At 64.0% G+C, this 11,655-nt stretch carries 11 protein-coding genes, 1 tRNA gene and 1 other RNA gene; 4 read left to right on the forward strand and 9 right to left on the reverse strand.

What is annotated here, in order from left to right; translation table 11 throughout:
* Window positions 1–24: 24 nt before the first annotated feature.
* The gene (locus tag ACZ1JX_RS09395; RefSeq protein WP_465123300.1) at window positions 25–876 is read right to left on the reverse strand and encodes an alpha/beta fold hydrolase; all 852 of its coding nucleotides are present in this window, start codon (window positions 874–876) and stop codon (window positions 25–27) included.
* Window positions 877–971: 95 nt separating this feature from the next.
* Window positions 972–1,057 (reverse strand) — tRNA-Tyr (locus ACZ1JX_RS09400).
* Window positions 1,058–1,231: 174 nt separating this feature from the next.
* On the opposite strand from ACZ1JX_RS09400, the gene rlmB reads away from it, so the two are divergent.
* Window positions 1,232–2,047, forward strand: coding sequence for a 23S rRNA (guanosine(2251)-2'-O)-methyltransferase RlmB (gene rlmB, locus ACZ1JX_RS09405; protein ID WP_465123301.1), 816 nt, complete (start codon window positions 1,232–1,234; stop codon window positions 2,045–2,047).
* 23 nt (window positions 2,048–2,070) lie between these two features.
* Entirely contained in the window at window positions 2,071–2,931 is an 861-nt protein-coding gene (locus tag ACZ1JX_RS09410) for a hypothetical protein (protein ID WP_465123302.1), read from the forward strand.
* Between the two features lie 71 nt (window positions 2,932–3,002).
* Here the strand turns inward: ACZ1JX_RS09410 and ACZ1JX_RS09415 are convergent, their stop codons facing one another.
* A complete protein-coding gene (locus tag ACZ1JX_RS09415; protein WP_144906496.1) occupies window positions 3,003–3,275 on the reverse strand; it encodes an HU family DNA-binding protein in 273 nt (90 codons plus the stop codon).
* 207 nt (window positions 3,276–3,482) lie between these two features.
* Window positions 3,483–5,888, reverse strand: coding sequence for an endopeptidase La (lon, locus tag ACZ1JX_RS09420; protein ID WP_465123303.1), 2,406 nt, complete (start codon window positions 5,886–5,888; stop codon window positions 3,483–3,485).
* A 211-nt stretch (window positions 5,889–6,099) separates the two neighbouring features.
* On the opposite strand from lon, the gene ACZ1JX_RS09425 reads away from it, so the two are divergent.
* Window positions 6,100–7,134, forward strand: a complete 1,035-nt coding sequence (locus ACZ1JX_RS09425) for a hypothetical protein (protein ID WP_465123304.1) — start codon at window positions 6,100–6,102, stop codon at window positions 7,132–7,134.
* Between the two features lie 6 nt (window positions 7,135–7,140).
* Here the strand turns inward: ACZ1JX_RS09425 and ACZ1JX_RS09430 are convergent, their stop codons facing one another.
* The 3 genes from ACZ1JX_RS09430 to ACZ1JX_RS09440 form a co-directional block, all read right to left on the reverse strand.
* The gene (locus ACZ1JX_RS09430) at window positions 7,141–8,178 is read right to left on the reverse strand and encodes an MlaA family lipoprotein (RefSeq protein WP_465123306.1); all 1,038 of its coding nucleotides are present in this window, start codon (window positions 8,176–8,178) and stop codon (window positions 7,141–7,143) included.
* A gap of 120 nt (window positions 8,179–8,298) precedes the next feature.
* The gene (locus tag ACZ1JX_RS09435; protein WP_465123307.1) at window positions 8,299–8,634 is read right to left on the reverse strand and encodes a YbaB/EbfC family nucleoid-associated protein; all 336 of its coding nucleotides are present in this window, start codon (window positions 8,632–8,634) and stop codon (window positions 8,299–8,301) included.
* Window positions 8,631–10,490, reverse strand: a complete 1,860-nt coding sequence (locus tag ACZ1JX_RS09440; protein ID WP_465126388.1) for a DNA polymerase III subunit gamma/tau — start codon at window positions 10,488–10,490, stop codon at window positions 8,631–8,633. The genes ACZ1JX_RS09435 and ACZ1JX_RS09440 overlap by 4 nt, the downstream gene beginning before the upstream one ends.
* Before the next feature lie 98 nt (window positions 10,491–10,588).
* On the opposite strand from ACZ1JX_RS09440, the gene ACZ1JX_RS09445 reads away from it, so the two are divergent.
* Window positions 10,589–11,077: a DUF4188 domain-containing protein gene (locus ACZ1JX_RS09445; protein WP_465123308.1), complete on the forward strand. Its 489-nt coding sequence runs from the start codon at window positions 10,589–10,591 to the stop codon at window positions 11,075–11,077.
* Here ACZ1JX_RS09445 and ffs read toward each other — a convergent pair.
* Both ffs and ACZ1JX_RS09455 read right to left on the reverse strand, forming a co-directional pair.
* Window positions 11,075–11,169, reverse strand: an RNA gene (ffs, locus tag ACZ1JX_RS09450) — signal recognition particle sRNA small type. The two genes, ACZ1JX_RS09445 and ffs, sit on opposite strands and share 3 nt — an antisense overlap.
* A gap of 166 nt (window positions 11,170–11,335) precedes the next feature.
* Entirely contained in the window at window positions 11,336–11,614 is a 279-nt protein-coding gene (locus ACZ1JX_RS09455; RefSeq protein WP_465123309.1) for an ETC complex I subunit, read from the reverse strand.
* Window positions 11,615–11,655 lie beyond the last annotated feature (41 nt).

Genomic DNA, 11,655 nt, shown 5'->3' on the forward strand with positions numbered 1-11,655 from the left:
CGGGGACAAGCCGCGTTGCCGGATTCAGCCGATCTGCGCTGAGGCAGGCGGCATGACCCGCATCAGGAAATCGATGACCGCCTCGTTGAACTGGTCGTTCTTGTCGCCTGCAACCATGTGCCCGGCACCGCCGATATCGGCCACTTCGAGATGGGGTATGCGTCCGACCAGATCGGCCACGCCATCCTCCGTGACGATATCGGACTTCATCCCGCGAACCAGCAAAGTCGGAACACGGCCGGGCCATTCAGCACCTTCGAGCAATTCGTCGATCGCCGCGTGACGCTTCCCACCAACCAGAAACTTCGGATCCCAGTGCCAATAGAAGCGACCGTCCGCCCCTTCCCGCAGGTTCTTGCGCAATCCATCGAGACGCGCTGGCCGCGGGCGATCCGGGTAATAGGCTGAAATCGCGTCCGCGACTTCTTCCAGCGAGCCGAAGCCGTCTGGATTGGCCGACATGAAACCGACGATCCTTTCGACGCCGGTCGGCGAAATCTGCACCACGACATCGACCAGCACCAGCGCGTCCGGAACCGTGCCATGGCAAGCAGCCGCCATCGAAGACAGCCCGCCCAGCGAAGCGCCCACAAAGGCGAAAGGCCCCTGCGCCAGCGCCGCCACCGCCGCCAGATCGCTTGCGCGGCGGGCATAGGAATAATCGCCCTCCGGCTCCCAGTCGCTATCGCCATGGCCGAGGAGATCATAGTTGATCACGTGGAAACCGGCGTCCGCCAGTTCGTGCCCCGCCCTGTCCCAGCTGTGCCGGGTCTGCCCCCCACCATGTCCGAGAATCACCGTGGGCGCAGCACGGTCGCCGAGTTCATCAGCCACGATGGTCAACCCGCCCGCAACGGGGATGCGTATCGTTGTCATGCTCGAACCCTGACCCAGGCCCGCAGGACATGCAACGACAATCTTAATCGCCTGATTAAGTCAGGCACTCTAGCCCTCAGGGGAAGAAGCAGCGGTGGTGGACAGGGCTAGATTCGAACTAGCGTACGCTTGCGCGGGCAGATTTACAGTCTGCTGCCTTTAACCACTCGGCCACCTGTCCACACCAGTGCTGCCGGTGCCGGATTTCCCCGAAAGGAAAGCCGATTTTGATGGTCCCCGAAGAGACCGTCCGGCCGAGAGGCGGCCCCTTTGGCGAAGGGAGACTTGCCTGTCAATGGGCAGGCTGGCATGCGCGGCACGAAATTTATCAACACGCTTGCAGAAAAGGTGCCTCATGCCCCGTCACGACGATCAACCCAAAGGCCGCGCCCTGCGCGGTCGCGCCGGTCGCAACAAGGGCGGGCGCGGTTCGGGCCGCGGCAGCGCGGGCTCGATCCGCCTGTGGGGACGCCACGCGGTAGAAGCCGCGCTTACCAATCCCAATCGCGATGCGAAAAAGCTGTGGGGCACGCGCGAGGCGATTCAGGAAATGCTCGACGCGCACGACGCCGAACTGCCCGCCACCCTGCCCGTGGAATACGCGCAGGCCGCAGACCTTGGCCGACTCGTCGCCCGCGATGCACCGCACCAGGGCCTGGTGCTCGATTGCGCCCCGCTCGACGACGTGGTTCTCGACGACATTCTCGACGAAGCCGATGGCCGCACCATCGTGATTCTCGATTCGGTCACCGATCCGCACAACGTCGGCGCGATTCTGCGCTCCTGCGCGGCGTTCGGCGTTGCTGCTCTCGTTACCCAGGACCGCCACGCCCCGCCCGAATCGGGCGTGCTTGCCAAGTCCGCATCGGGAGCGCTCGAAATCGTGCCTTGGGTGCGCGTGGTGAACCTGTCTCGCGCGCTGGAGCGAATGAGCGAGGAAGGCTACTGGCGCATCGGCCTTGATGGCGATGGCAAGGCGGTGTTCCCCTCTGCCCTGCCGGCCGGACCCGTCGCCCTGGTTCTGGGCGCCGAGGGCGAAGGCCTGCGCCACAACGTCGCGCAGCACTGCGATTCGATCGCGCGGCTTCCGATTGCTTCGGCCATCGAAAGCCTTAACGTGTCCAACGCAGCGGCCATCGCGCTCTATGCAGTGGCAACGCGCGAGGGGTAATCATACGGGCACAGGAGGGGCAGATGCGGCGTTCCTTGGCACTGGCAGCAGTCGGACTGGCGACACTGCTCCTCGCAGGCTGCCTCCTCCTTCCCGGCAAGTTCACCTCAGCGATAGATTTGCGCAAGGACGGCACCTTCAGCTTCACCTACAAGGGCGACATCCATGTCCTCGCCCTGTCAAAGCTCGCCGCCGAGGAGCGTGACCGCAAGATCGACACGGCCACGTTCGAGCCATCCACCTGCTACAACGACGAGACCGGCGAGGAGCGCACCTGCACGGCCGATGAAATCGCCACCCTGCGCAAGGATTGGGAAGAGACGGTCGCTCAGCAGAAGAGCGCTGCAGAAGAAAAGAAGAAGTCCGACGAGCAGATGGCCAAGGCTATGCTTGGCGGCATCGATCCCTCCGACCCACGCGCCGCGCAGGAGTTTGCCGATCGCCTGCGCCGCCAGAAGGGCTGGAAGTCGGTCGTCGACAAGGGCGACGGGCGCTTCGAGGTGGAATACACCATCACCGGCAAGCTGACCCACGATTTCAGCTTCCCCACGGTCGAAAAGCTGCCGATGGTCATGCCTTTCGTGACCATGATCCGCCGCGCCGATGGCAGCGTGCGCATCGACGCGCCCGCTTTCGCTGCCGGGGCCGGCAACTCGCCCTTCATGGGCATGGCCGCGATGGCCGCCGATGAGAAGAGCCAGAAGGCCGGAGGCGATGGCGTGCCGGTTCTCGACGGAACGCTGGTGCTGACCACAGACGGCGATATCCTCGCCAACAACACCGACGAAGGCCCGACCGCCGGAACTTGGGGCAAGATGCTGCAGTGGAAGGTCAATGCGCGCACAAAGGACGCGCCCACTGCGCTCGTTCGGATCAATCCATAAGAAAAGCCGCGCCTGTCGCAGGGACGAGCGCGGCTTCTAGCTGTCAGGGCTTACGCCCCATCAGCGCATGATCAGTTGACTGCGTCCTTCAGGCCCTTGCCAGCCTTGAACTTGGGCTGGGCAGAAGCCTTGATCGACATGGGTTCACCGGTCCGCGGATTACGGCCCGTGGAAGCCTTGCGCTTGGCAACAGAGAAAGTGCCAAAACCGACCAGGCGCACTTCTTCGCCCTGGGCCAGCGCACCGGAGATCGATTCGAAGACGGCTTCAACAGCCTTGGTCGCATCGCCCTTCGACAGGCCGCTGACGTCGGCGACAGCGCCGATCAGATCGTTCTTGTTCATTGCGGAACCCCCTAAGCCTTTATTCTTTGGAAAGATTGGATTTGAATCGCCTTTCGGGTGACGCGAAAGAGAGCCGAGAATCAATCACCTGTCAAAGGTTAAAGCAGAGTAACACGGCTATTTGCGGCGAAAGAAAGGGCGCCTTTCAAAAACAACGGGGGCAAGCGCAACAATCGTGCGCCCGCCCCCGGCTTTGATGATGTCCTGTCAGTGTGCTGTTGGCGTCTGAGGCTGTCCCGGAGCACTCGTAGCAGGTTGCGAGGCCAGATCATCCGCCTCGGTCCATTCAATCGGTTGCGGAATACTGGTCAGAGCCCGCGCCAAGACTTCGTCGACGTGAGCAACCGGGAGAATCTCCAGCCCTTCCTTGATGTTGGCTGGGATCTCGGCAAGGTCCTTGCGGTTCTCTTCCGGGATCAGCACCATCTTTATGCCGCCGCGCAGTGCCGCCAGCAGCTTTTCCTTCAAGCCGCCAATCGCCAGCACACGCCCGCGCAGCGTCACCTCACCGGTCATCGCCACGTCCGCCCGCACCGGAATGCCGGTGAGCGTCGAGACCATGGCCGTGACCATGCCGATGCCCGCGCTCGGCCCGTCCTTGGGCACTGCGCCTTCGGGCAAGTGGATGTGCAGATCCTTGCGGTTGAAGATCGAAGGCCGGATGCCATAGGCCGGGCTGCGCGCCTTGACGAAGCTGAACGCCATCTGGACGCTCTCGCTCATCACCTCGCCCAGCTTGCCCGTCGTCTTGACTGCGCCCTTCCCGGGCACCGTCACACTCTCGATCGTCAGCAGTTCGCCGCCAACTTCGGTCCAGGCAAGGCCGGTCACCGCACCGACCTGGTTCTCCTCGTCCGAGACGCCATGGCGGAACTTCCTGACACCGGCAAAGTCGGCAAGGTTCTCGGGCGTGATCGTCACGCTCCTGGTCTTGCCTTCGAGGATCTGGCGCAGCGACTTGCGCGCCAGACGCGCCACTTCGCGCTCCAGCGTGCGTACGCCAGCCTCGCGGGTGTAGTAGCGGATCAGGTCGCGCAAGGCCTCGGTTTCAAGCGTGAACTCGCCCTTCTTGAGGCCGTGGGCTTCCACCTGCTTGGCGATCAGGTGACGCTCTGCAATCTCGACCTTCTCGTCCTCGGTGTAGCCCTCGAGCCGGATGATCTCCATGCGATCAAGCAGCGGCTGCGGCAGGTTCAGGCTGTTCGCGGTGCACACGAACATCACGTCCGACAGATCGAAGTCCAGCTCCAGATAGTGGTCCTGGAACTTGGCGTTCTGTTCGGGATCAAGCACTTCGAGCAGCGCCGATGCCGGATCGCCACGGAAGTCCTGACCGAGCTTGTCGATCTCGTCGAGCAGGAACAGCGGGTTGGCCGTGCCAGCCTTCTTGAGGTTGGTCACGATCTTGCCCGGCAGCGAGCCGATATAGGTGCGGCGGTGGCCGCGAATCTCTGCCTCGTCGCGGACGCCGCCCAACGACTGGCGCACGAACTGGCGTCCGGTCGCCTTGGCGATCGACTTGCCGAGCGAGGTCTTGCCCACGCCCGGAGGGCCGACGAGGCACAGGATCGGCCCCTTCAGCTTGTTCGTTCGCGCCTGCACCGCCAGATACTCGATGATCCGGTCCTTGACCTTGTCGAGCGCGTAGTGATCCGCATCCAGCACTGCCTGCGCCGCCGGAATATCGCGCTTGAGCTTGCTGCGCTTGCCCCAGGGCAGGCCCAGCAGCACGTCGAGGTAGTTGCGGATGACGGTCGCCTCGGCGCTCATCGGCTGCATGGTCTTGAGCTTCTTCAGCTCGGTCTGCGCCTTGGCCTTGGCTTCCTTGGAAAGCTTGAGCTTGTCGATCTTCTCCTGAAGCTCGGCAATCTCGTTGGCTTCCTCGCCATCGCCGCCGCCCAGTTCTGACTGGATCGCCTTGAGCTGTTCGTTGAGGTAGTATTCGCGCTGCGTCTTCTCCATCTGGCGCTTCACGCGGCCACGGATCTTGCGCTCCACCTGCAGCACGCCAAGCTCGCCCTCCATGAACGAGAGCACCATTTCGAGCCGCTTCATCGGATCGGATTCGGAAAGCACGGCCTGCTTGTCGGCCACCTTGGCCGCAAGGTTGGCCGCGACCGAATCCGCGAGCTTGCCCGCGTCCTCGATATCGCCGAGCTGGCCGCCCGCATCCTGGGGCAGCTTCTTGGAAAGCTTGGCATATTCGGCAAACTGGTCGACCACCGAGCGCATCATCGCCGAGATTTCGGTGCCCTCGACGATGGCGGGCTCCTGCGGCTCGACCTGCGCGACCAGCATCGCGCCATGCGAGGTCGTTTCCTCGCGCAGGTTCTTCAGCTCGGCCCGTTCGCGCCCTTCGACCAGCACGCGCACCGTGCCGTCGGGCAGCTTCAAAAGTTGAAGCACGCTTGCGATCACGCCGGTGTCGTAGAGATCGTCGCGATCCGGATCGTCACAGCCAGGGTCAAGCTGGGCGAGCAGGAAGATATCCTTGTTGCCAGCCATGGCCGCTTCAAGCGCCGCCACCGATTTCTCGCGCCCGACGAACAGCGGCACGACCATGCCGGGGAACACGACGATGTCGCGAAGGGGAAGCAGGGGATAGAGATTCATGGGCACTTCGTTTCCGTCCTGCCGGGCACGCCGCCCGACGCTTTCCCGGGATATGGGGACCGAGTGCCTTCGCCGCAATGGTTTCGCGCACAAGGGCTGTGGATCATGCTTCCCGAGGCACCAAGGTACACGAACCGATCTGCCATTCGTAAACCGGATATTAGGTATAGTTGCGCATTGGGGTTGCAGGACTGGAAGGATTGCACCGGGGATGCTGCGCACACGAACAACGCTGATCGTCGGCGCAGGTGCAAGCGCCGAGCTGCAGTTTCCGTCCAACGCGGAACTGCTGGCACGAATCATCCAGGGCTATGACTTCAAGCGCACCGCATCCGACACCTCGACACGCGACGGCCAGCTTCTCCTGCGCAACATCTACAAGCTGGCAGAGCGCCACAACAAGAAGGTCGAGGAAGTCGCCGCCGCCGCCGAGCGTCTGCGCAATGCCTGCCGCCTAGGCCGTTCGATCGATACCGTGCTCGAACAGTACGACCATGATCCACTCGTCATGGCCTGCGGCAAGCTCGCCATCTCCTTCTTCATGGGGCAGGCAGAAGCCCGCAGCAACCTCAAGGACGCGCCGCGCGTCCCCGGCGAACTCCCGCTACAGGGCAAGATCGCCGAGTACTGGATCTACCAGCTCGGCCAGCTGATCACCTCGGGCGTGCCGCGCAGCCGCATCGGCCAGACGCTCGAGCAGATCACCATCGTCAACTTCAACTACGACCGCTCGGTCGAGCACTTCCTGCCCTACGCGCTAGTCATGGCTTACGGGATCGACCTCAAGGAAGCCCAGCAGGTCATCGCCGACAAGCTCGACATCGTGCACCCGCACGGTGCCATTGGCCGCCTGCCATGGCAGAAGGGCGAAGCGCCGCTGGCCGAATGGGGCGTCGAGCAGCCGTGGAACATCCACGCCATCGCCGCCCAGCTGAAATCGCTCAACGAACGCGGCGCAGACCGCAACGCCCTGCGCGACATCCGGCTCGCCGTCGCCAGCGCCAAGCGCCTCGTCTTCCTCGGCTTCGGTTTCCAGCCCCAGAACGTCGACCTGCTGTTCGAGAACACCCTCTCGCACAACCCCGAAGTGCTCATCTCGACGTATGGCATGAGCACCGGCAACGCTTCCACCGTCGCCCAGATGATGCGCCGCCTCGCAGGGCTTGAAAGCGACGATCAGCTGATGATGTCCCCCGGCAAGGCCTGGGAAGTCCTGCGCGATTACTCGCTGCTGCTGGAAAGCTGACGGACTTTAGCGCCCCACCGGCAGCGGCTGCACTACCCGTTCCGATACGAACACCGGGGCAGGCGGTGTGGCCGGAACGGGCTCGCTGCTGGCAGGTGGCATCGCTGGCGGCGGTGTCGGCGTCAGTGCCGGCAGCGTAACCGTACCTTCCTTCTGGAAGTCGGCCTTCCCCTTCAGCGCATCGATCTCGGCCTGCCGCGACTTCAGGTAAAGCTCGCGATAGCTGGCGTAAGGGTTCGATTCCTCGCGGATTCGCTTGAACAGTTCATCGTTCATCACCCGCTCGTCAAGCGAGCGGATCACGAAGCTGCCATAGACATAGGCCGGATGGCGCAGCGGCCCGCCCACCGTGAACGGCAGCAGGAGCCGGTCGAGGCCCAGACCGATCACGTCGCGCAAAGTCGTCGGCCCCACCAGCGGCAGGAACATGTACGGCCCCGGCCCGATGCCATAATAGCCCATGGTATAGGCAAAGCCGTTGCGCCTGTAGGGCAGGTTGAACGGCTTGTTTTTCGCCACATCGATCAGGCCGCCCACGCCTACGGTGGAATTGATCGCGAAACGCCCGACCGTTTCGGCAGCCTTCCCCGGCTTCAACTGCAGCAGGAAGTTGAGCGCAACGATCGGTTCGGTCAGGTTGCGCAGGAAATTGCGCAAGCCCATCCGCACCGGACGCGGCACGCCCTTTTCATAGACCCGCGCGACCGGCGCGATCACGGCGTCGTCAACCGCTTGGACCGCATCGTAGCTGGCCTGGTTCACGGCCTGCATCGGGTCCTGCTTGGTCGAACGCTCGCCGGCGACGACAATCGTGCCCTGCTCCTGTTCGATCTGGTCAAGCGATGGCGCGGGAGCCTGCGGCAGGGCTACCGGAACGGCAGGCGCAGGAACTGACGGATCGGCAGGAGTCGGCGACGCAGGCGCACCGCCAGGAACAGGCGCAGCCTGTTGCGCCTCGGTCTGCGCGGGAACAGCCAGCGACACATCCCGCCCCGCCTCCGGAAGGGCAAGCAGGGCAGCACTGGCAAGCAAGGTAACGCTCAAGCAATAGTTCCTGCCGGGCTGATCACTGGATCAATCGCCCGATTAATGATCACATGGCAATCATACCAGCGAACCGCAAGCCCGCACGGCCATGACGAATGCCGGAACCAGTCCAACCGTTCAGAACGGAAGCTTGAAGCCCGGCGGGATGCCCGCAGCCATCTGGACTTTCTGCATTTCCTCGGCCGCAGCCGCATCGGCCTTGCCGCGCGCATCGTTGAACGCCGCTGCCACGAGGTCTTCCAGAATGCCCTTCTCCGACGGCGCGAGCAGGCTGTCATCAATGGCGACGCCGATCACCCGGCCCTTGGCCGAAGCGCGAATCTTCACAAGGCCACCGCCAGCCGCACCCTCGACTTCGATGTTGTCGAGCGTCGCTTGCGCGTCCTCCATCTGCTTCTGGATGGTCTGCGCCGCCTTCTGGGCGGCCTGGATCATCTCTTCCATCGACTTCATGCGCGTTTGCTCCAGGGTCTCTTCTCGTGCTCTCGCGAGCTGTCTTCATCCACGATCACCGCGCCCGGAAAGGCTTCCAGCGCGGCCTTGACCAGCGGGTCCTGCCGCATTGCCGCCTCGGCCTCGGCTGCCTTGGCAGCCTTGGCTTCCTCGAGGCTCGGCAGGGCATCGCCCTCCCCGCGCTCGACAATCCAGTTCTCGCCCGTCACGTGGTTGAGCGCGCGGCGAATATCCGCCGCCGGGTCTCCCGGCAAGCCCGGAGCCAGTTGATAACGCAGCAATCCCTTCCGCAGTTCAACCACCCGCACGCCAAGCCGCATCGTCGCTCCGACGAGCGGCGAGACATGCTCGACCTGCTCGACCAGCGCCACCCAATCAGCTCCCGCCGCAACCGGAGCAGCAGCCTGCGCGACTGTAGCCGCACCCGCGCCGCCATCAGCCGCAGGCGCCGCAATCGCAGGGCGTGAGGCGATCTCTTCCAGCTTCTTCACCAGACCGCCCGGATCGGGCATGTCCGCCGCGTGCATCACCCGCAGCAGCGCCATCTGCGCCGCCACCAGAGGATCGGGCGCGGTCTTCACTTCCTCGTAGCCCTTGAGCAGCAACTGCCATAGCCGGTGCAACTGCCCCGCCGAAAGCGCCTTGGCCCAGGCTTCCAGCGCCTCGCGCTCCTCGGTCGAGCGGATGTCCGGCCCGACCCCGCCGATCTGCGTCACCGTCACGCGATGAACCACGTCCATCTGCGCGCGCATCATCGCAATCGGCTCGATCCCCAGCGCGTACTGCTGTGCCACTTCCGAGAGCACCACATCGCCCTTGCCCGAAAGCACGGCCTCCAGCAGGCGACGCTGCATGGTCTTGTCGGCAAGGCCCAGCATCTGCCGCACCTGCTCGGCACTGACCCGCGTGCGCCCGTCCTCGCTGCCGACCAGATCGGCGTGGCTGATCGCCTGGTCGAGGATTGACAGACCATCGCGCACCGATCCTTCGGCCGCTGCTGCCACCATCGAAAGCGCCTCGGCTTCGGCCTCGACGCCTTCCTTCTCGCAGATCATCGCGAAGTGGCTGGCGAGCAGCGGTGCCGGAATGCGCTTGAGGTCAAACCGCTGGCAACGCGACAGCACCGTGACCGGCAGCTTGTCCACCTCGGTCGTCGCGAAGAGGAACTTCACATGCGCAGGCGGTTCCTCAAGCGTCTTGAGCAAGGCATTGAACGCATTGCGAGAAAGCATGTGAACTTCGTCGACGATGTAGATCTTGTAGCGCGCCGACACCGCGGCATAGCGCACCGCCTCGATGATCTCGCGCACGTCGTCGACGCCGGTGTTGGACGCGGCGTCCATCTCGATCACGTCGATATGCCGCCCTTCGGCAATCGCGCGGCAGGGCTCACACACCCCACAAGGATCGATCGTCGGCCCGCCCTGCCCGTCCGGACCGATGCAATTGAGCGCCTTGGCGATCAGGCGCGCGGTCGATGTCTTGCCCACCCCGCGCACGCCGGTCATCAAAAACGCATGGGCCAGACGGTCACGCTTGATGGCGTTGGCCAGCGTCTGGACCATCGCGTCCTGCCCGATCAGTTCGGCAAAGGTCTGCGAACGATACTTGCGCGCCAGCACGCGATAGGGCTGGACGGCAGGTGCAACAGGCGGCGCAGAAACGGGTGCGACAGGCGCTGGCGGCGCAGTCTCGCGCACCACTTCGGGCGCAGCGGAAGACACCGGCGCCGGTTCCGCCGCAGGCGCCGGATCACCAAACATCGAAGCCTGCCCCGCCGCTTCAAGCTCTGCGGCAGAGGGCTTGTTCTCCTCCTCTTGCGGAGGATCGCCAAACATGTCGGTGGAATCGGCCATCATCGCCTTAGGTAAGCGCTCGCAGCGCGATTGTCGAATGCCCGGGAGGGCCGAAACGGTGGATTGACTCATAAGTTGCAAACTGCAACTTTCAAACCATGGACACTGTCATCCCCGGCCGCTTCACTGCTGACTTCGACCGCTCGCTGGTGATCTTCGTCATCGGCATGCGCATCAACCATTTCCGCAAGGTGGGCAAATGGCTGCCGGTCGCCCGCGCCATGGGCCCGATGATCGAGGAACTCGCCCGCAATCCGCAAAGCGGCTTCCTCGGCACGGAATTCATGCTGCGCAACCTGCGCACCGTGGTGCTGATGCAGTACTGGCGCGATTTCGACAGCCTCGAAGCCTATGCGCGCGACCGCGACCACAAGCACTGGCCAGCGTGGGTTTCGTTCAACAAGGCCGTGGGCAGCGACGGCACCGTCGGCATTTTCCACGAAACCTACGCGGTCTCCGCCGGAGCCTATGAGACCATCTACGGCAACATGCCGCCCTTCGGCCTCGGCAAGGTCGCAGGGCTCATCCCCGCAACAGGCAAGCGCAACGAAGCGCGCTCGCGGATGAAGTCAGCGGTTGAGGGGTAAAAAGGAGCCGGCCGACCCGCCGCAACCCGTTGTGGCTGCTTCCTTCCGGACCTGACCAGGTTGGCGGACGCAAGCGTCCGACCGACTCCCGGCGCGGCATATGGAGAGGAAGCAGAGGCTTGTCCAGCCCCATCCTGCCAATATGCGGCATCGGTCCGCTTCCCCGGCCCGGCTACCTATCGAGGTATGCTTCGGGTGGCCGGGCCGGGGGAGCGGGCCGGTGCCGCAAGCCTTCCGCGGATGCGGAAGGCGCACCTATCAGCGAAAGTTATCCGCGTAGCTCTGCAGCTTCAGCTTGCGCGGCGGCGTCGGAATCACGCGCGCTTCGATGCCATAGCGCTCGGCATAGGCCTGCGCGTCTTCCTGCGAATTGAAGGCAAGCGTCACCTGGCTCTGCGTATCACCCGATCCGGCCCAGCCCATCAGCGGGTCCGGACGGCGCGCTTCGGCGGGTTCGAATTCCAGGAGCCAGTCGCTGGTCCGGGCCTTGCCGGACTGCATGGCGTTCTTCGGGCGCTGATAGATGCGTGCTGACATGGCGCGCGCTTTCGGTCGAATCGCGCTGCAAATCAAGTCCG

It is taken from the genome of Novosphingobium sp. BL-A-41-Hi4A-0G, assembly GCF_055521735.1.